This window comes from Sphaerisporangium sp. NBC_01403 (genome assembly GCF_045040145.1).
Lineage (GTDB): Bacteria > Actinomycetota > Actinomycetes > Streptosporangiales > Streptosporangiaceae > Sphaerisporangium > Sphaerisporangium viridialbum.
In genome coordinates, this window is the sequence record NZ_CP109534.1 from 6,497,231 (window position 1) to 6,516,381 (window position 19,151).

Below are 19,151 nucleotides of genomic sequence, written 5' to 3' on the forward strand. Positions count from 1 at the left end.
GCAGGGGTCAGCCCGGAATCGTGAGACCGGCGGGGAGACCGGTCATGGTGGCCGCGCCGTCCTCGCCGACGGCGGCGCGGACCTCGGCCCCCGCGATCCGCAGCCCCTCCACGGCGACCGCGCCGAGCGGCGCCCCCGCCATAGGGCGGAGCGACACGCGGCCGGAGGGCACGTCGGGGTAGACGCCGACGGCCGCGTGCAGGACGGTGACGGCCGCCGCCGCCGACCAGGCCTGCGGACGGCAGGCCGCGGGGTAGGGCACGGGCCGGATGACCGCCTCGCGCGCGTCGCCCGCGTACAGCTCCGGCAGCCGGTACTCGAACAGCTCCCCCGCCGACAGCAGACCCTCGGCCAGCACCGCGGCCTCGGCCCCGAACCCGGCACGGGCGAGGCCTCCCACCACGATCGCGGTGTCGTGCGCCCAGATGGACCCGCAGTGGTACGACAGCGGGCTGAACCCGCCATCCTCCGCGGACATCGTGCGCAGGCCGAAGCCCCCGGCCATGGCGGGCGAGGCGAGCAGGCCCGCGACGGCCGCCGACTCATCCGCCGACAGCAGGCCGGTGCCGAGCAGATGGCCGATGTTGCTGGTGAGCGCGTCCACCGGCCGCTTGTCCCGGTCGAGGGCGAGGGCGGGGTACCTGCCGTGCGGGCCTTCGACCCAGAAGTGCGCGCGGAACCGCTCGGCGAGCGCGTCCGCGTACTGGTGCCAGCGGTCGGCGCCGGGACGCCCGAAGGCCGTGAGCAGCGCCGCCCCGTTCCTGGCCGCCTCGTAGGCGTACCCCTGCACCTCCACCAGGGCGATCGGCGCCACGGCCTGGAGCCCGTCGCGGAACCGCACGGAGTCGCCGGAGTCCTTCCATCCCTGGTTGGCGAGGCCGCGCCCGCTGCTGTCGATGTATTCGAGGAAGCCGTCGCCGTCGGGGTCGGCGTCGCCGCCGAGCCATTCGAGCGCGGCCTCCAGCGCGGGAAGCAGCTCCGCCACCTCCTGCTCGGGCATCCCCCAGCGCCAGGCGTCGTGGAGCAGGCTCACCCAGAGCGGGGTGGCGTCGATGGTGCCGTAGTACGCGGCGGGGAGACGCAGGCCGTTCCCCACGACGTTGAACTCGTGCCGCCGCAGCTCGTGCATGATCTTGCCGGGGGCCTCGCCGGAGCCGGGGTCGGTCTTCGTGCCCTGGCGGCGCGCGAGGACGCGCAGCGTGCCGGCGGCCAGGTCGGTGCCGAGCGGCAGGAGCATGCGGGCGGCCCAGATGCTGTCACGCCCGAACAGCGTCAGGAACCACGGCACGCCCGCGCCGAGGAAGGTGTCCCCGGGGGCGCCCACCTCGGCCAGCCGCAGCGAGCGCAGGTCGTCGAGCGACTGGTCGAACAGGCGGGTCAGGCGGTGGTCGGCGGCGGTCACGCGCGGCCGTCCCCACTCGACGGGACGGACGGGCGCCATCACGACGGCCTTGGGGTCCTCGACCCCGACCTCCCAGCGCAGCGTGGCCCGCCCGCGAGGCGCCAGCGTGACCTCCCACCGCAGCCGGGCGTCCCGCCCGGCCGTGCCGGTCTCCGCGTGGGCGTCCTCGCCGTTGACGGTGACGCGGATGCCGTGGGCCCCCCACGCGAGGCGGCCGGGCGCGCCGCCCGCCGCCGCGGCGGGGCGGCTGTCACCACCGGACTTCACCACCTCAATAGGGGCGAAGTCGCACTCCAGGTCGAGCGTGACCGTCGCCGTCACGGTCGCCGAGGAGGTGGACACCATGTCGATGGTCTCCTGCATGCCGCCCGGCGTCACCTGGCGGACGCGGTCGACGCGCACCGTCGGGTCGGGACCGGCGTCGCCGAGCCACCGGGGCAGGGAGACGAACCGCGCGCCGCCCGGCCCGGTGAGGGAGTGGGCGATGTGGTCGGGCTCGCGGCCGTCGACCAGCAGCCTGACCTGCGACAGGGCCCGCGAGTCCGCGTGGAAGAAGCCCTGCGCGCCGACCGGGCGTATCTGCCCGTCGGCGCCGCTCAGGGCGCTCGTGGGCGCGAGGACGGCGCTGACGAGGTCGTGCAGCAGCGGCTGGAGCCTCGGTGAGACGTCGGGAGTCGCGTCGGGGGGCGCCCCGAAAGCCGTTTCGAGGTCTGCCACGCTGGTGGAGACGTCCTCGACTTCGGGTGTTGCTCCGTGGTCGAACACCGATGGGCCCCCTGGGTCACGTCGTGCCGGCGCCGCATGGCGGGATTGCCTCCGCTTGCAGCTTACGAAACATCGTCTTTACTTGAACGATCCAATCGTGCCATAGTCCGTGTTGAACGATCAAATGCCGAAAGGTGCCCATGGCCGACAAGGTGACGATCGCCGATGTTGCGCGATACGCGAGCGTGTCGCGGCAGACGGTGTCGAACGCGCTGAACTCCCCGGAAGTCGTCCGCGAGGAGACGCGCCGCCGTGTGCTGGAGGCCGTGAAGGCGCTCGGCTACCGGGCGAGTCAGGCAGCGCGCCAGATGCGCACCGGCAGATCACAACTGATCGCCGCGCGCATCGAGCCGGCACAGGACGACGGCATCAACGGCTTCGTCTTCGACCGTTTCCTGCACGGGCTGACCGAGTCCGGGGCACGGGCCGGCTACCGCGTGCTGCTGTACACCGCGGACGACCACGAGGCGGAGCTGGAGACGTTCGACGACCTGCTCGGGGTGCACGAGCCGGACGCCTTCGTGCTCACCAGCATCAACTACGGCGACCCCCGCACCGGCTGGCTGCTCGAACAGCGGATCCCGTTCGTCGCCTTCGGACGGCCGTGGGGCGTATCGCCGGACCGGCAGTACCCGTGGGTCGACGTGGACGGCGCGGCGGGCACCGCCATGGCGACCCGCTACCTGCTCGACCTCGGCCATCGGCGCATCGGCTTCCTCGGGTGGCCCTCGCAGTCCGGCGTCGGCGACGACCGCAGGGACGGCTGGGCCCGCACCCTCGCCGCCGAGGGCGCGAGCCCGGCGGAGATCGCCGAGCTCGACTACCGGACCCATGACGGCGTGCCCCACGGGGAGGCCGCCGCCCATGCCCTGCTCGACGCCGACCGCCCGGTGACCGCGCTGGTCTGCGTGAGCGACTCGCTCGCCCTCGGCGCGCTCCAGGCGGGCAGGGGCATCCCCGTCATCGGCTTCGACGACACGCCGGCGGCCAGGGCCGTGGGGCTGACCAGCGTCAGCCAGCCGCTCGCCGAGGTCGCCGCCCGCTGCGTGTCCCTGCTCATCAGGGCCCTGGAAGGGGACGGCGCGCGGGCACGGCAGGCGGGCAAGGACGTCGGGGGACGCACGGACGAAGGTGACGTGGAACGGGGATCCACGGCCACCGCCACCCCGGAGGCCCAGCCGGCACACGTGCTGCTCCAGCCATCGCTGGTCCGCAGACGGTCGGCCTGAGCGTTCCGGAAACTCACCACCCATCACGAAGATCAGGACAGCGCGATGAAACGCAGACACCTCCGGACGGCGGCGTTGGCAGCGGCCGCCTGCGGCACCCTCTTTGCCTCGGCGGCCTGTGGCAGCGGCTTCGACGACAAGGCCGGCCAGAGCCCCACCACGCAGAGCAGCGGCCCGGCCTCCCTGCAGATCCTCATCGGCTCCTCGGGCGACGCCGAGACGGCCGCCGTCAAGGACGCCGCTGCGGCGTGGGCCACGGCCAGCGGCAACACCGCGACCGTGACGCCCGCGCAGGACCTCACCCAGCAACTCGGCCAGGCCTTCGCCGGGGACAACCCGCCCGACGTGTTCTACGTGGACGCCGCCCGCTTCGCCGACTACGCGAGCGTCGGCGCGCTGGAGCCGTACGGGGACAAGATCTCCAACCCGGACGACTTCTACGAGAGCTTGCGCACCACCTTCACCCGTGACGGCAAGTTCTACTGCGCGCCCAAGGACTTCTCCACGCTCGCGCTGATCGTCAACGACGACCTGTGGAAGAAGGCCGGGCTCGGCGAGTCGGACGTGCCGGCCACCTGGGAGCAGCTCACCTCGGTCGCCGAGAAGATCAAGGCGAAGGGGCTCGTTCCGCTGGCCCTCGGTGACACGCGCGACCGCATCGGGGCCTTCATGGCCGAGGCGGGCGGCTGGATCACCAGCCCCGACGGCAAGCAGGCCACCGCGGACACCCCCGAGAACCTCAAGGCCCTGGACTACGTCCGGTCGATGCTCAAGGGCGGGCTGGCGAAGTACCCGAAGAAGCTCGACTCCGGATGGGGCGGCGAGGCGTTCGGCAAGGCCAAGTCCGTGATGACCATCGAGGGCAACTGGATCAAGGGCGCCATGAAGGCGGACTACCCCGACCTCAAGTACACCGCCTACGAGCTGCCCGCCGGCCCGAAGGGCAAGGGCACCCTCTCCTTCACCAACTGCTGGGGCATCGCGGCCAAGAGCAAGCACAAGGAGCAGGCGATCAGCTTCGTCGAGGCGATGACGAAGGTGGACCAGCAGATGGCGTTCGCCCGCGCGTTCGGCGTCATGCCCTCCCGCCAGTCGGCGAAGGAGCAGTTCACCAAGGAGTTCCCCGACGACACGGCGTTCGTGAACGGCGCCGACTACGCCCAGGGGCCCGTCAACGCCCCGAAGATGGACAGCGTGCTGGCCGACTTCGACGCCGGGCTCCAGCAGCTCGACACCACCGCGCCGAAGACCATCCTCGCGCGCGTGCAGAAGAACACCGAAGGCGCTCTGACCGGCTGAGCGTTCCCGCGTAAGGCCCCGGCCCGCCACCTCGTCCCGCGATGCGGGCGAGGCGCGGGCGGGGCCCACGGCACCTCGGGAATCTCTACCGGAAGGAGGTAGACAAGGTGGACATCACTTCCGAGAGCGCCCACCGCCGTATCGGCCGCAGGTCCGCCACCAGGGAGAACCTCGCGGGCTGGCTGTTCCTCGCGCCCGTGGTGGTCATCCTCGGCCTGTTCATGCTGCTGCCCATCGTGATGGCGCTGTGGGTGAGCCTGACCTCCTGGAACGGCCAGGGCAGCCCGTTCACCGGCAAGGTGCCGTTCGTTGGGCTCGACAACTACACCCGGCTGTTCACCCGTGACGACCTGGCACGCCAGGACTTCATGACGAGCATCCGCAACAACGTGTACTACGTGGCGATCGTCGTGCCGGCGCAGACCGTGCTGGCGCTCGGCCTGGCGCTCGTGGTGAACAGCCGCATGCTCAAGGGCAAGACGTTCTTCCGCAGCGCGTTCTTCTTCCCCTCGGTCACCAGCTCGGTGGCCATCAGCGTCGTCTTCCTGTTCATCTTCGCCAACTCCGGCGCGGTCAGCAGCCTGCTGGCGACGTTCGGGATCAGCAGCCCCGAGTGGTTCTCCGACTCGCGCGGCCTGCTCCACCTGCTACTCGGCGGCCTCGGCCTGGTCGACACCGACGCTCCCCCGGCCGCGCTGACCGACGGCGGGCCGCTCGGGCTGTCGTGGTGGGACTGGCTGTCCGGCCCGAGCGTCGCGATGTGCACGATCATCGTCCTGGTCGTCTGGACGACCTCCGGCACGTTCATGCTGATCTTCCTCGCGGCGCTCCAGGACATCCCGGTCACGCTGGAGGAGGCGAGCCTCCTGGACGGGGCCGGCCGCTGGCAGCGCCTTCGCTACGTGACGCTGCCGATGCTCAAGCCCAGCCTCTTCCTGGTGCTGACGCTCGGCCTGGTCGGCACCTGGCAGGTGTTCGACCAGGTGTACGTGATGAGCCAGGGCAACCCCGCCAAGACCACGCTGACGCCCGCGTACCTCTCGTACCGGACGGCGTTCCGCAACTTCGACTACGGGTCGGGAACGGCGATCTCGTTCATCCTCTTCCTGATCATCGTGGTGCTGACGCTGGTGCAGCGATGGGTGATGCGCGAGCGCGTCGCCGACGCGGGCCCTCGCACGCGAAGGAGCTCGTGACATGGCCGTGAACACCCACCGGAGACCGAACCGCCGGCCGGCGGACGGCAGGGGCCTGGTCTCCACCTTCGTCGGGTACTCGGTGCTGATCTTCTCGGCCCTGGTCTTCCTCTACCCGTTCGTCATCCAGATCGCGAACTCCTTCAAGACCCAGGCGGACGCGTCAGCGCACCCGCTGTCGCCGATACCCCACCCGGCCACGCTGGCGAGCTACGACCGGGTCTTCTTCGTGACGGACCTGCCCCTCTGGCTGGGCAACTCGCTCCTGGTCACGATCGCCGTGACCGTCGGGCGGGTCTTCTTCGACTCGCTCGCGGGGTACGCGCTCGCGCGGCTGCGCTTCCGCGGCAGGCGGGCGATGTTCGCCACCATCGTCGCGATCATCGCCGTGCCCGGGGTCGTGCTGTTCATCCCGAAGTTCCTGGTGCTCAACCAGCTCGGCATGTACGACAGCTACTCGGCGCTGATCCTGCCGATGATCGTGGACGCGGCCGGGGTCTTCATCATGAAGCAGTTCTTCGACTCGATCCCGGTGAGCGTCGAGGAGGCCGCGCGCATCGACGGCGCGGGGGTGTTCCGCACCTTCTGGTCGGTCGTGCTGCCCATGGGGCGCCCCGCCCTGATCACGCTGACGATCATGTCGTTCCAGGGCACGTGGAACGAGTTCCCGCACAGCCTGGTGGCGGTGCAGAGCCCGAGCCTGTTCACGCTGCCGCGCGGCCTGGCCGACCTGGTCAGCGGCTCCCTCGGCACCGGCACGCAGTACCCCCTGAAGCTCGGCGCGGCGGTGCTCGCCACCATCCCCGTCGCGATCATCTTCGTGGTGTTCCAGCGGTACTTCATCAGGGGCGCCAACGAGGGCGCGGAGAAGGGCTGACCCGACCGGCCCGGCCCGCCTCGGGCCGGGCCAGGACGGTCAGAGCAGGCGCTTGATGTCGCCGTACGCCCGGTAGAAGCCGCCGCGCTCGGACGACCGGATGCCCTGCACCAGGTAGCGCGCACCCGCCTGGCGCACCCCCTTGGGGAACTGGACGTTCCACTGCGGGTCGTACCCGGGGCTGAGCACGCGGACGCGGAGGCGGTCGCCGTCGCGGACGCACTCGACCACGATGCCGTCGTCCGCGCGTGAGGTGCTCTCGAGGACGACGGACGGCTCCACCACGGCGAGGCTCGCTGCGGCCTTGACGTCCACCGGCTCGGGGACGGTGCCCGCCTGGGCCGCCCTGATGGCCTCCTCGCTCGCGTCGACGCAGGCCAGGGTGCCGTTGGTGGTCACGATGTACAGGCGGTCGTCGAGGAACTGCATGGAGAACGCCGACCCGCACCCGGTGGCGAGCTTCCACAGCCGCTCGCCGCTCTGGTCGAAGCAGTAGATGGACGAGTGGTTGTCCCCAGCGAAGACGAAGCGCCCGTCGGGCGCGGCGGCGCAGGAGAACACCGCGCCGTCGCAGCGGTAGACCGCGCCGACCGCGCCGTCCTCCTTGCCGAGGCGGTAGACCTTGTTGTGGCTGGTGCCCGCGTAGACGGCGTCCTCCTCCTGCCAGCCGAACAGCACCTGGCCGTCGACGCCCGTGTGCCACACCGGCGTGCCGTCGGCGGCGTCGTAGCGGGCCACGCCCCGGGAGTGCCCGTGGTAGACCGCGTCGTCCTCGCAGCGCACCATCCACGCGGCGTTCCCCTCGCCGCTCCTGGCCCACTGGAACTCGTCCTCGTGGTCGATCGTGGTGAGCCGCCCTGCGCGGTCGGAGACGCCGAGCACGCCGTCGTGGATGTCGAGCCAGTAGATGTCGACGTCCTCGGCGATCTCGTACGCCACGCGCGGCACCTTCCCGCTCAGGTCGTAGACCCTGCCGTCGTCGGCCCCCGCGTAGATCCAGAAGTCGTCGGCCACGATGCACTTCACACCGTCGGGAAGCCGGATGTGGCCGGTGACCGTGCCGCCGTGGGTGACGGTGTAGACGTCGCCGTTCTGGTTGCCGACCCAGCACCGCTCCTCGTCGACGAAGATGCCGAACGCCGCCGCGCCGCTGGCGAACCGCCACAGCACCGGAGCCTGGCTCGCGGTCGAGCGGGTGCTCACCATGGTGCGCCGGGTGACCGCGCGCCGCGCCCGCGCCCCGCGCACCGCCTGGGCGTACCCCTTGCGGACCTTCTCGCCGATCTTCTTCGCCGCCACGGCCTCGGCCTTCTCGGCGGTCGCGAAGGCGGAGACCTTGGTCTGCCCCTGCTCGCCGATGCGGCCGTAGGTGATGGTCACCTGCGTGCCCGAGACCACGACCTCGTAGAACTTGTGCGCACTTCCGGCGTCCTCGGACAGCTCGAGATATGTGCTCCGCGGCGGCATCCGGCATCCCTTCCTTGATCGAATGACCGGGAGCGTACGGGAGCCGTCCGACAAAATCATTTCTCGATCCGAAACCCATGTTTACCTGCGACGACGCGGGCAACGCCCAAAGGAGGGAACGCCGCCACCGGCATTGGAGGCAAGCCATGGCGAACGTGTTCGAAGTTCTCGAACGGGACCACGAAGCGGTCAGGCACCTGCTGGACCAGCTGGAAGCGGGGCCTCCCGTGGTGGGCGTCAGCGAGTACCAGGGGCTGCTGGCGCGCAAGCAGCAGGTGAACAGGCTCATCACCGAGGAGTCCAAGCACGAGGCCGTGGAGGAGGAGTACTTCTGGCCGGCCGTCCGCGAGCTGGTCCCGCGCGGGAACGAGCTGGCCGACCACGCGATCAAGCAGGAGCAGGAGGCCAAGTTCCTGCTGAACGACCTGATCGACTTCGAGCCGGGCCACATCCGGTACGAGGAGATGCTCGTCGGGTTCATCAACGATGCGCGCGAGCACATCGCCTACGAGGAGGAGCAGGTCTGGCCGGAGCTGCGCCTGGTCATCAGCCCCGAGCGGGCCATGGATCTCGGCGCGAAGGTCGAGCGGGCCAAGCGGATGGCGCCGACCCGCCCGCACCCCCGCACACCGCCGAAGCCCGGGCTGCTCAAGGCGACCAGCCCGTTCGTGGGCACCGCCGACCGGCTCCGCGACCTGGTGACCGGCCGCGACCGGCGCTGACGGAGCCGCACGTCACCGGCCTGGGGAGCCTCCTCACCGGCTGAGGCCCGCGAGGATCCTCACCGGCTGAGGCCCGCGAGGATTCTCACCGGCTGAGGCCCGCGAGGATTCTCACCGGCTGAGGCCCGCGAGGATTCTCACCGGCTGAGGCCTGCGAGGAAGCGGGAGGCGATGGGGGCCGCGACCGCGGCGCCGGTGCCGCCGCCCTCGACGATCACCGCGAACGCCAGGTCGCCCTGGTAGCCGATGAACCACGAGTGCGTCGGCGGCTCGTCACCCGAGCCGAACTCGGCGGTTCCGGTCTTGCCCGCCGTGCCCGGCGGGAACGCGACGGCGCTCGCCGTGCCCTCGCTCACCACGGCCGGCATCAGCTTCCGCAGCGCGCTCACGACCGCGGGCTCCAGCCTGCGGGGCGCGGCTCCGCCCGCGGGGACCAGCGACGGCGGGACGAGCCGGGGCTGACGCCAGGTGCCGTCCGCGATGGCGGCGGCCACCGTCGCCATGTTGAGCGGGCTGGCGAGCACCCGGCCCTGGCCGATGGCGGCCGAGGCGAGGTCGGTGTCGTCGTGGGGGTCGGGGAACTCCGCGCGCACGGCGGGCACTCCCGGCGTGATCGGGGCGCCGAACCCGAAGCTGCGGGCCACCTCGGCGAGCCGCGAGCCGCCGAGGTCGTCCACGCTCATGCTGCCGAACGTCGTGTTGCACGAGTGGGCGAAGGCGTCGCGGAACGACAGCCGCCCGTAGTCGTGGAACTCCGCGTTGTGGAAGGCGAACCCCCCGATCGTCTGCTCGGGCGGGCACTCGACGGTGTCGTCGGGGGCCACGCCGCCGGCGACCAGTGCCGAGGCCGTCACCACCTTGAAGGTGGAGCCCGGCGGGTACTTGCCGAGCAGCGCCCTGTTGAAGCCCCCCGGCCGGTTGACCACGGCCAGCACCTCGCCGGTCGACGGGCGCAGCGCCACCAGGGAGGCGGGCTTGGACACCCCTTCGAGCGCCGCCGCCCCCGCCTGGTGCACCCGCAGGTCGATGGTGGTGCGGATGGACGAGCCCGAGACCGCCTTGCCCGTCGCGACCGTCTTCAGCGGCCGGCCGCCCTTCACGATCTCGACCCGCGCCGAGGGCTTCCCCTTCAGGCGCGGGCCGTACTCGGCCTTGAGCCCTTCCACGAGCTGCAGCACCGACCCCGGGGCCGACGGGGTGTCCACGCGCGTGCCGTCGGCGGCCGTGATCGGCGCCGACTCGGCGGGGACCTCGGTGATCTTGAAGCGCGTCCCGGCCTTCAGGTCGCCGTGGATGGCCGAGGGCGAGAAGGACACCCTCCACCCGTGGTCGCGCTCGACCAGCCGCAGCGTGCCGGTGTACCCGAAGTCGACCGGCCCCCGCAGCTCGGCGCGGAAGTCCACGGTGGTCCCGGCCTCGCCCTCGCGCGCCGCCCCCGGCGTGAAGCGGGCCGAGGTCAGCTTCAGGTCGTCGTGGAACCCCTTGTACCACCGCTCGAAGTCGCCCGGCGGGTTCACCACCAGGGTGCGCATGGCGGCGTAGTCGCTCTTCGACCAGGCGTCGAGATATCGGGCGGCCGTCTCCTCGGCCGAACCCTGGGTGCGCAGCGCCCACACCACACCGCCCGCCACGGCGAGCGGCACCATCACTGCCGCGATCACGGCTTTGCGTCTCATCGATCCCCCTTCGACTACCAGGAGGACAGCAGACGCGATGGCATGATGTCCAATATTGGTATATGGCTTGAACTGATAGTGATTCCGATATAGTCGCTGCTGATGGACCTCGTACGGCACCTCCGCTACTTCACCGTGGTGGCCGAAGAGCTGCACTTCGGCAACGCGGCGGTCCGGCTCGGCATGGCGCAGCCGCCTCTCAGCCAGCGCATCAAGCGGCTGGAGGAGGAGCTCGGCGTGCGCCTGTTCGACCGCTCCAGCCGCCAGGTGCGCCTCACCGAGCCCGGCAGGCTCCTGCTCGTCGAGGCGCGCGACATCGTCGGCCGCGTCGACCGCCTCCGCGAGCTCATGGCGCGCGCGTCGGGCGAGGGCGTCGAGAGCCTGCGCATCGGCGTGCCACCCGACCTCGGCGGGTCCGCCATCGCGGCGCTTCTGGCCGGGTTCCGCGACGCGCACCCTGAGGCGCGGCTGGCGCTCACAGAGATGTGCACGGCCGACCAGGTCAGGGCTCTGGCCGAGGGCGGCCTGGACGGCGGCGTGATGCGCCACCCGGTGAGCGGCGCCGGGCTGAGCTTCGGCCCCGTGCTGGTGCAGCATCCCGGCGTGCTGCTGCCCGAGGGCGATCCGCTGGTCGCCTTCTCCTCCGTGCACCTGGCCGACCTGGCGGCGCGGCACCTGGTCCTGTTCCCCCGCGAGAGCGAGCCCGGCCTGTACGAGGAGACGCTGACCGAGTGCCGCCGCCACGGCTTCGTCCCTGCCGAGGTGCACCACGGCCGGCACCCGCAGTTCACGCTGGGGCTCGTCCTGTCCGGCACGGCCGTCGCCTTCGGTCCCCGCACCGAGCAGCCGGGGGTCGCCTGGCGCCCGCTGCTCGGCGACCCGCTGGCCTGGCGGGTGTCCGTGGCGTGGCAGCGGCCGTCCGAAACCATGACCGGGTTCTGCGCAGTGGCGGTCCGCGTGCTGCGGGACAATGCCGGGATGGTGGACGACGGCGCGGCGCGGGCCCGGCGCATCAGCCCCCGGCCGGCCTCCGGGCTGCTCGCATGAGGCCCCCGGACCTGGCGGGCATCTTCCGCGCGGCCTCCGTCACGGGCAACCTCCACGCGATCGACCTGGACACCGGCGCCGAGATCGGCATCGGCCCCGATGATCCCGTGGTCCTGTCGTCGGTCTTCAAGCTGCCGCTGCTGGTGGAGTTCTACCGGCAGGCCGAGGCCGGCACCCTCGACCCCGCCGAGCCCTGCCGCGTGCCGACCGCCGAACGCACGGCGGGCGGCACGGGGCTCGCCGCCATGCTGGACGACGCCACCCTCTCCCTGCGCGACCTGGCCTACCTGATGATCGCGGTGAGCGACAACGCCGCCGCCGACGTCGTGGCGCGCCGGGTCGGGCTGGGCTCGGTCAACGCCATGCTCGTGGCCCACGGGCTGAAGGACACCTGGATCGAGCACGACTGCCGCGGGCTGCTGGCGGCGCTGGAGGCGGACGCGGCCGTCCTGACCGAGCCGCTGGATCCCCGTACGGTCGGCCTCCTGCGCGTCCTGGACCCGGCGTGCACCAACCGCAGCACCGCCAGGGAGATGACCCGGCTGCTCGGCATGGTCTGGCGGGACCAGGCCGCGGGGCCCGAGGCGTGCGCCGCGATCCGCCGGCTTCTCGGCCTGCAGGTGTGGCCGCACCGCCTGTCGTCGGGGTTCCCCTATGACGACGTCGTGGTCAGCGGCAAGACGGGGTCGCTGCCGACGATCCGCAACGAGGTCGGCGTCGTGGAGTACCCCGACGGCGGGCGCTACGCCGTGGCCGTGTTCACCCGCTCGATCGGCACCGCCCAGAACCAGCCGAGGGCCGACGCGGCGATCGGCACGGTCGCCCGCGCGGCGGTGGACCACCTCCGCTCACTCTGAGGTGACGTCTCCGAGTTTCGGAAAGCCACGCCGGTGTTCCGTGTGTGGTCCGGAACGTCTGGTGTACGGCACTTTCCCGGTTCCCCCATGTGTGCGCGCCACGCTGGACCGGCGACAGCGCGTAGTGACATTACTCGAATAGGCAGTCATTTCGGGGGACGCCGGTCCAGCGCCGGCACATGGCAGGAAGAGGTGTCACCATGCGTACAGATATCACCGCACCCGCTTCGCGAGCGTCCCGGGGGCGGATCGCGATGCTCGGGCTACCGTTCGCCGTAACCTCCTTGGCCGGGCCCGCCCTCTCGACGGTGGCCGGCGGCACGGCCCACGCGGCCGCGACCGGCACAGAGCAGGCCGCCCTGCCCGGCACGGCGCGGGACGTGACCGTCACCGTGAACACCATGACCGGCGAGCCCATCAACGTACGGGCCGAGGCGTCGGCCGACAGCAGGATCATCGGCACGCGCCGGGACGGCCAGCGGGTCACCATCGTCTGCCGCAAGGTCGGCGACCCGGTCTCCGGCACGTACGGCACAAGCAGGTACTGGGACCTGATCAGCACCGGCGGCTACATCGCGGACGCCTACCTGAGCACCGCGTCCGGCACGCCGGTGGTGCCGCTGTGCGGCCGCGCGGCGAACGAACCGCCGCACCGGGCGCTCGCCCCGCACATCCACGTCGGTTTCGTCTCCCACCACCGGTGACCGGCACGGGCACATGACGAAGGCCGCCGCCCGGCGAGGGGACGGCGGCCCTCGTGGCCCGTCAGCGCGGTGACCGGCCGGCGCTACCGGGTCAGCAGTAGCCGAGCATGGTGGAGAGCGCCGACTTCTCGCTGCTCTGGACGGTGAGGCCCCACTTGTACTTCACGTCGACGTAGGCCTTCGCGTACGTGCACCAGAACGAGGTGAGCGGGGGCTTCCAGCTCGCGGGATCGGAGTCCCCCTTGGCCTGGTTCACGTTGTCGGTCACGGCCCAGAGCTGGGGGTTCGTCAGGTCGTTGGCGAAGGACTGGCGCTTGGAGGTGGTCCAGGCGTACGCACCGGAGCGCCATGCCTCGGCGAGCGGCACCATGTGGTCGATGTCCACGTCGGAGGCGGCGGTCCAGGTGGCGCCGTCGTACGGGGAGGTCCACCTGCCCGAGGTCGGGTAACAGCTGGAGTCGGTCACCACCCCGGACCCGTCGCGCTTGAGCACGGTCTCCCGGGTGTTGCAGGCGCCGGAGATGGTGATCCAGTGCGGGAACAGGCTGCGGTCGTAGGTGCCGGAGTTCCTCTCGATGTCGACGGTGAGGGCGGCCAGCTCGGACCGCGCCGTGGTCACGGACGGGATGTTCGGCGGGGTGAAGGCGTTTGCGGCGGTGCTCGTTGTCACTGTGGTGACGGCGAACGTCAGGGCGGTGGCCGTGGCGAGGAACGCGACTCGTCTCACGAGTCTCTCCTTCTGTCTCTGGACCCGTCCCAGCGGGGAGTGCCAGGTCCAAGGGGGGTTGATGAGACAGACGGACCATTTCACCGCACCACATGTCGGGAAATATCAGCCTTTGCTGACACCAATCGGTCAAATTGGTCAGGAGATGCCGCTAGCCACAGAGGGAACGTCGCTTACCAGCGGGAACACCGGCCCGGCGCCCGCCACCGGACACACGCCCGGCCCGAACGCCCCGCGAACTTCCGATGAACAGGGCGATTTCCCGGCGTTCCGAGTCGCCCGCGCCCCGTCGAGGCGGGTGCCCGAACATGCCGGAGGCCCGGCCGGCGTACCGGTCGGGCCTCCGGGGAAGAAGGGGGGGACTACGCCGAATCAGTCGACGTCGACCCAGTTCATGGTGCGGTCGACGGCCTTCTTCCAGCCGGTGTAACCCTCCGCGCGCTTCTCCTCCGCCCAGGTCGGCAGCCAGCGCCGGTCCTCGTTCCAGTTGCTCTTGAGCTCATCGGTGGAGCTCCAGAAGCCGAGGGCGAGGCCGGCGGCGTACGCGGCGCCGAGCGCGGTGGTCTCGGCCACGACCGGCTTGGACACCGGCACGCCGAGGATGTCGGACTGGATCTGCATGCACAGGTCGTTGGCGGTGACGCCGCCGTCGACCCGCAGGACGTCGAGGTGGACGCCCGAGTCGTTCTGCATGGCCTCGACGACGTCCCGCGTCTGGTAGCAGATCGCCTCCAGCGTGGCCCGGGCGATGTGCGCGTTGGTGTTGTACCGGGACAGCCCGACGATCGCGCCGCGCGCGTCGGAGCGCCAGTAGGGCGCGAACAGCCCGGAGAAGGCGGGCACGAAGTACACCCCTCCGTTGTCGTCGACCTGCCGTGCCAGCGACTCGCTCTGCGCCGCGCCCGAGATGATGCCGAGCTGGTCGCGCAGCCACTGGACGGCCGAGCCTGTCACGGCGATCGAGCCCTCCAGCGCGTACACCGGCTTCTCGTCGCCGAACTGGTAGCAGACGGTCGTGAGGAGGCCGTGCCGCGACCTGACCAGCTCGTTGCCGGTGTTGAGCAGCAGGAAGTTGCCGGTGCCGTAGGTGTTCTTGGCCTCGCCGACGCCGAAGCAGACCTGGCCCACGGTCGCCGCCTGCTGGTCGCCGAGGTCGCCGGAGAGCGGGACCTCGCCGCGCAGGGGCCCGTCGGCCCGTGTCACGCCGTACAGGCCGGGGTTGGCGGACGGCTGGATCTCCGGCAGCATGCGGCGGGGAATGCCGAAGAACGACAGCAGCTCGTCGTCCCAGTCGAGCGTCTCGAGGTTCATCAGCATCGTGCGGCTGGCGTTGGTGGGGTCGGTGACGTGCACGCCGCCGTCGGTGCCGCCGGTGAGGTTCCACAGCAGCCAGGTGTCGGTGTTGCCGAAGACCGCCTCCCCCGACTCCGCGGCCTCGCGCACGCCGTCCACGTTGTCGAGGATCCACTTGATCTTGCCGCCGGAGAAGTACGTCGCCGGGGGCAGCCCCGCCTTGCGGCGGATGACCTCGCCCTTGCCCTCGCGCTCCAGCGCGCTCGCGATGCGGTCGGTGCGGGTGTCCTGCCAGACGATGGCGTTGTAGTACGGCCGTCCGGTCCTGCGGTTCCAGACCACGGTGGTCTCGCGCTGGTTGGTGATGCCGAGCGCGACGAGGTCGGACGCGGACAGGTCGGCCTTGCCGAGCGCGGTCTCGACGACCGCGCGGGTGCGCTCCCAGATCTCCACCGGGTTGTGCTCGACCCACCCCGCCTGCGGGAGGATCTGCTGGTGTTCGAGCTGGTGGCGGGCGATCTCGTTGCCGCCGTGGTCGAAGATCATGAAGCGGGTGCTCGTCGTGCCCTGGTCGACCGCTCCAACGAAGTCAGCCATGTAGTGTTGCCTCCTTTGTGCCCTGCGGATGTGCCGGCCGGGGCCTCAGACGGTTTCCCTCTCGGCGGGAACGGTACCTGGCTCGGGCTCCCCCGACTTGGGCAGGAAGCGGGCGACGAGCACCTGGTAGAGCCCGGCCCCGAGCACGCCCCCGATGACGGGCGCCACGATGGGCACCCAGAAGTAGAGGTTGCCGTACTGATCTCGCCAGGCCGTGCCGTACCCGGTGAGGAACGAGGCGAGGCGGGGGCCGAAGTCACGGGCGGGGTTGATGGCGTAGCCGGCGTTGGTGCCCCAGGCCATGCCGATCGCCACGACGATGAGGCCGACGACGAACGGCGCCAGGTTCGCGGCCGGGGAGTTGTTGCTCAGGTCGGTCACGGCGAGAATGAGGAACAGCAGGATCGCCGTGCCGATCACCTGGTCGCGGAAGGCCCCCCACTCGTGCACGGGGAGGGCGCCGTTGCCCGGCAGCGTGGAGAAGACGCCCTGGGTCTTGATGGTGTGGCCGGGGTCGGCCATGGCGAGCACTTCGCTGAAGTTCCACCTGACCAGCAGCGCGGCGACGAAGGCCCCTGCCACCTGCGCGAGGGAGTACGGCAGGACCTTGCGCCACTCGAAGCCCTTGAAGACGGCCAGGGCGACCGTGACGGCGGGGTTGAGGTGCGCGCCGCTGATGCGGCCGGCCACGTAGACGCCGAGCGTGACGCCGAGGCCCCAGGCCCACGCGATGCTGTCGTGGTCGCCGATGCCGCCCGCGACCACCTGCGCCACGACGGCCGTTCCGAAGAGGATGAGGATCAACGTGCCCGCGAACTCCGCGGCCAGTTCACCGAGCAGGCTGGGAGCTTCCCTCGGTCCGGCCATGTCTTCTCCTTACTCTGTCGCCGTGCGACTCACTGCGGTCCCGGGACCGCCGTCAAGGCGAAGACCGGTCACACCGCCGGCCACCCTGTGGGGACTGACACCTCGCTGACCCTGTGACCTGCAGCAACACTGCACCCATGACCAAGCAAGCCGCGTTCACGGCAGAGCCAAGAATCCTTTGCTGACATATCCTGACTCGGGTGGTTATGTTCGGCACTGTTACCATCTCCGCACGAGTCACGGTTCCCGACTATGAAGAGTTGACACGGATTTTCCACCGCGAGATGCCCTCCCCTGTGGATGCCGGCCCCCGTGACGCGGCGGCCGTACGGCCCGCGGCCGCGTACTGCGATCGCCGTAGCGGCGTATTCTCCCCACGGACGAGGAAACAGGACCAGGTCAGCCCTACCGTGGGAAGGTGAGTCGTCTGATCGGACTGCGCGACGCCATCCGCGCCCGCCCGTACTTGGTGGACACCGTCATCGCGGCCGTGACCTTCGCGGTGACGGTCATGGCGCCCCCCAGGGAGAACCTGCCGCTGACCCCCACCGGCGTGGTGCTGGGCTCGGTGATGTGCGCGGCCCTGGTGTTCCGGCGGGCGTGGCCCCGCGTGGTCGTCGCCGTGACCCTGGCCGCCCTCGTCGCCCACGTGGTCGTGGTCGTCGGCGGCACGCGCAGCACCCTCGACCTCATCCCCGCCATAGCGATCGCCACCATGGCCACGCACAGCCCCCGCCGCGCCGCGTGGACGGTGGGAGCGATCTGCGCGCTCGTCCTCGCCGCGGCGCGCATCACCTTCGCCGACGTGTCGTGGTACGGGCCGGAGGTGGCCGGTCAGATCGCGTGGATCGGCATGGCGACGGCGGCGGGCGACTCGGCGCGCAGCCGCCGCGCGTACGTCGCCGCCGTCGAGGAGCGCGCGCGCCGGGCCGAGCAGACCCGGGAGGAGGAGGCCCAGCGGCGGGTGATGGAGGAGCGCCTGCGCATCGCCAGGGAGCTGCACGACGTGCTCGCCCACCACATAGCGCTCATCAACGTCCAGGCGCAGGTCGCCTCGCACGTGATGGACGACGAGCCACGGCAGGCCCGCGAGGCGCTCGGCCACATCCGCCAGGCCGGGCGGGCCGCGCTCGACGAGCTGCGCACCACGGTCGGGCTGCTGCGCCAGCCCGGCACGACCGAGGAGCTGCCCACCGAGCCCGCGCCGGGCCTCGACCGCCTCCCCCAGCTCATCAGCTCGTTCACGTCGGCGGGCCTCAGGGTCGACTGCCATCTCGAAGGCACCCCGCGACCGCTCCCCTCTCCGGTGGAGCTGACGGCATTCCGCGTCGTCCAGGAGGCGCTGACGAACGTCAGCAAGCACGCGGGCGACGCGACGACGCGGGTGCGCATCACCTACGGGCATCGCGACCTGACCGTGGACGTCACCGACGACGGCCTCGGCCTCACCACCGCTACCGGCGCCGGCGCCACCCGGACGACCCTGCGGGCTGGCGCGGCCGTCCGGGCCGGAACGGGCACCGCCGCCGAACCGGAGGCGGACGCGGGCACGCCCGCCGGCCACGGGCTGGTGGGGATGCGCGAGCGGGCCCTGTCGGTGGGCGGGACGTTCAGCGTCGGGCCGTCCCCGGGCCGGGGCTTCCGCGTCCACGCCGTCCTGCCCGCGCCCGAGACGAGCGCCCTGTGACCATCCGCGTGTTGCTGGCCGACGACCAGGCCCTCGTACGGGCCGGGTTCCGCGTCCTGGTCGACTCCGCGCCCGACCTGGAAGTGGTGGGCGAGGCCCAGACCGGCGTCGAGGCGGTGCGGCTCGCCGGGGAGACCAAGGCCGACGTGGTGCTGATGGACATCCGCATGCCCGAGATGGACGGGCTCGCCGCGACCCAGGCCATCACCTCCGATCCGAGCCTCGCCGCGGTTCGGGTGCTGGTGCTGACGACCTTCGAGATCGACGAGTACGTCTTCGCCGCGCTCCGCGCGGGGGCGAGCGGGTTCCTCGGCAAGGGCGTGGAGGCCGGCGAGCTGCAGGACGCCATCCGCGTCGTGGCGCGCGGCGACGCCCTGCTCTCCCCCGGCGCCACCAAGAGCCTCATCGCCCGCTTCCTGTCGGCTCCCGGCGCGCGGGTGGAGCACGCGCCGGACGTCCTCGCCGTGCTGACCGACCGCGAACGCGAGGTGATGACGCTCGTCGCGGGCGGGCTGACCAACGACGAGATCGCCGACCACCTCGGCATCAGCCGCATGACCGCCAAGACGCACGCCAACCGGGCGATGCTCAAGCTCGGCGCGCACGACCGCGCCCAGCTCGTCGTGATCGCCTACGAGACCGGCCTGGTGCGCCCCCAGCCACGCTGAATCCCCCGCCCGGACCGGCGCGCGTGGTACTCCATGGCGGGGCCTACGGCGATCGCGGTAGTCCAAGACCC

General features: G+C 71.3%; 16 protein-coding genes. 10 read left to right on the top strand and 6 right to left on the bottom strand.

What is annotated here, in order from left to right:
* Positions 1–7 precede the first annotated feature (7 nt).
* Positions 8–2,119, bottom strand: coding sequence for a glycogen debranching N-terminal domain-containing protein (locus tag OG589_RS28950; RefSeq protein WP_405140945.1), 2,112 nt, complete (start codon positions 2,117–2,119; stop codon positions 8–10).
* A gap of 188 nt (positions 2,120–2,307) precedes the next feature.
* Here OG589_RS28950 and OG589_RS28955 point away from each other — a divergent pair, with 188 nt between their 5' ends.
* From OG589_RS28955 to OG589_RS28970, 4 genes are all read left to right on the top strand, one after another.
* Positions 2,308–3,396, top strand: a complete 1,089-nt coding sequence (locus OG589_RS28955) for a LacI family DNA-binding transcriptional regulator (protein WP_405140946.1) — start codon at positions 2,308–2,310, stop codon at positions 3,394–3,396.
* Between the two features lie 45 nt (positions 3,397–3,441).
* Complete coding sequence (locus OG589_RS28960) at positions 3,442–4,695, top strand: extracellular solute-binding protein (protein ID WP_405140947.1); 1,254 nt, start codon at positions 3,442–3,444, stop codon at positions 4,693–4,695.
* Positions 4,696–4,802: 107 nt separating this feature from the next.
* Positions 4,803–5,891: a carbohydrate ABC transporter permease gene (locus OG589_RS28965; RefSeq protein WP_405140948.1), complete on the top strand. Its 1,089-nt coding sequence runs from the start codon at positions 4,803–4,805 to the stop codon at positions 5,889–5,891.
* Between the two features lies 1 nt (position 5,892).
* Positions 5,893–6,768, top strand: coding sequence for a carbohydrate ABC transporter permease (locus OG589_RS28970; protein WP_405140949.1), 876 nt, complete (start codon positions 5,893–5,895; stop codon positions 6,766–6,768).
* Between the two features lie 39 nt (positions 6,769–6,807).
* Here the strand turns inward: OG589_RS28970 and OG589_RS28975 are convergent, their stop codons facing one another.
* Positions 6,808–8,235: a WGR domain-containing protein gene (locus OG589_RS28975; protein WP_405140950.1), complete on the bottom strand. Its 1,428-nt coding sequence runs from the start codon at positions 8,233–8,235 to the stop codon at positions 6,808–6,810.
* A 146-nt stretch (positions 8,236–8,381) separates the two neighbouring features.
* Between OG589_RS28975 and OG589_RS28980 the strand changes: the two genes are divergently transcribed.
* Positions 8,382–8,957: a hemerythrin domain-containing protein gene (locus tag OG589_RS28980; RefSeq protein WP_405140951.1), complete on the top strand. Its 576-nt coding sequence runs from the start codon at positions 8,382–8,384 to the stop codon at positions 8,955–8,957.
* A 137-nt stretch (positions 8,958–9,094) separates the two neighbouring features.
* Here the strand turns inward: OG589_RS28980 and OG589_RS28985 are convergent, their stop codons facing one another.
* Positions 9,095–10,633 (bottom strand): penicillin-binding transpeptidase domain-containing protein, encoded by a 1,539-nt coding sequence (locus tag OG589_RS28985; RefSeq protein ID WP_405140952.1) that lies wholly within the window; start codon positions 10,631–10,633, stop codon positions 9,095–9,097.
* Between the two features lie 102 nt (positions 10,634–10,735).
* Here OG589_RS28985 and OG589_RS28990 point away from each other — a divergent pair, with 102 nt between their 5' ends.
* The 3 genes from OG589_RS28990 (at position 10,736) to OG589_RS29000 (ending at position 13,241) form a co-directional block, all read left to right on the top strand.
* Positions 10,736–11,680: a LysR family transcriptional regulator gene (locus OG589_RS28990; protein ID WP_405140953.1), complete on the top strand. Its 945-nt coding sequence runs from the start codon at positions 10,736–10,738 to the stop codon at positions 11,678–11,680.
* Complete coding sequence (locus OG589_RS28995) at positions 11,677–12,537, top strand: serine hydrolase (RefSeq protein ID WP_405140954.1); 861 nt, start codon at positions 11,677–11,679, stop codon at positions 12,535–12,537. Before OG589_RS28990 ends, OG589_RS28995 begins: the two co-directional genes overlap by 4 nt.
* A gap of 200 nt (positions 12,538–12,737) precedes the next feature.
* Complete coding sequence (locus tag OG589_RS29000; protein ID WP_405140955.1) at positions 12,738–13,241, top strand: hypothetical protein; 504 nt, start codon at positions 12,738–12,740, stop codon at positions 13,239–13,241.
* Between the two features lie 91 nt (positions 13,242–13,332).
* Here the strand turns inward: OG589_RS29000 and OG589_RS29005 are convergent, their stop codons facing one another.
* The 3 genes from OG589_RS29005 to OG589_RS29015 all read right to left on the bottom strand — a co-directional run bounded on the left by OG589_RS29005 (position 13,333) and on the right by OG589_RS29015 (position 16,725).
* The gene (locus OG589_RS29005; RefSeq protein ID WP_405140956.1) at positions 13,333–13,968 is read right to left on the bottom strand and encodes an HNH endonuclease family protein; all 636 of its coding nucleotides are present in this window, start codon (positions 13,966–13,968) and stop codon (positions 13,333–13,335) included.
* Positions 13,969–14,340: 372 nt separating this feature from the next.
* A complete protein-coding gene (gene glpK, locus OG589_RS29010) occupies positions 14,341–15,858 on the bottom strand; it encodes a glycerol kinase GlpK (RefSeq protein ID WP_405140957.1) in 1,518 nt (505 codons plus the stop codon).
* 45 nt (positions 15,859–15,903) lie between these two features.
* The gene (locus tag OG589_RS29015; RefSeq protein ID WP_405140958.1) at positions 15,904–16,725 is read right to left on the bottom strand and encodes an MIP/aquaporin family protein; all 822 of its coding nucleotides are present in this window, start codon (positions 16,723–16,725) and stop codon (positions 15,904–15,906) included.
* Positions 16,726–17,143: 418 nt separating this feature from the next.
* Here OG589_RS29015 and OG589_RS29020 point away from each other — a divergent pair, with 418 nt between their 5' ends.
* Positions 17,144–18,412: a sensor histidine kinase gene (locus OG589_RS29020; protein WP_405140959.1), complete on the top strand. Its 1,269-nt coding sequence runs from the start codon at positions 17,144–17,146 to the stop codon at positions 18,410–18,412.
* Positions 18,409–19,080 carry a response regulator gene (locus OG589_RS29025; RefSeq protein WP_405140960.1) on the top strand — a complete coding sequence of 224 codons (672 nt, stop codon included), beginning with the start codon at positions 18,409–18,411 and terminating at the stop codon, positions 19,078–19,080. Before OG589_RS29020 ends, OG589_RS29025 begins: the two co-directional genes overlap by 4 nt.
* Positions 19,081–19,151: the final 71 nt, after the last annotated feature.

Bases quoted from the DNA above. Each gene is read 5' to 3' on its own strand.
- OG589_RS28955 (WP_405140946.1), top strand. From the start codon at position 2,308: ATGGCCGACAAGGTGACGATCGCCGATGTTGCGCGATACGCGAGCGTG.
- OG589_RS28960 (WP_405140947.1), top strand. From the start codon at position 3,442: ATGAAACGCAGACACCTCCGGACGGCGGCGTTGGCAGCGGCCGCCTGC.
- OG589_RS28970 (WP_405140949.1), top strand. From the start codon at position 5,893: ATGGCCGTGAACACCCACCGGAGACCGAACCGCCGGCCGGCGGACGGC.
- OG589_RS28975 (WP_405140950.1), bottom strand. From the start codon at position 8,235: ATGCCGCCGCGGAGCACATATCTCGAGCTGTCCGAGGACGCCGGAAGT.
- OG589_RS28980 (WP_405140951.1), top strand. From the start codon at position 8,382: ATGGCGAACGTGTTCGAAGTTCTCGAACGGGACCACGAAGCGGTCAGG.
- OG589_RS28985 (WP_405140952.1), bottom strand. From the start codon at position 10,633: ATGAGACGCAAAGCCGTGATCGCGGCAGTGATGGTGCCGCTCGCCGTG.
- OG589_RS28990 (WP_405140953.1), top strand. From the start codon at position 10,736: ATGGACCTCGTACGGCACCTCCGCTACTTCACCGTGGTGGCCGAAGAG.
- OG589_RS28995 (WP_405140954.1), top strand. From the start codon at position 11,677: ATGAGGCCCCCGGACCTGGCGGGCATCTTCCGCGCGGCCTCCGTCACG.
- OG589_RS29000 (WP_405140955.1), top strand. From the start codon at position 12,738: ATGCGTACAGATATCACCGCACCCGCTTCGCGAGCGTCCCGGGGGCGG.
- glpK (WP_405140957.1), bottom strand. From the start codon at position 15,858: ATGGCTGACTTCGTTGGAGCGGTCGACCAGGGCACGACGAGCACCCGC.
- OG589_RS29015 (WP_405140958.1), bottom strand. From the start codon at position 16,725: ATGGCCGGACCGAGGGAAGCTCCCAGCCTGCTCGGTGAACTGGCCGCG.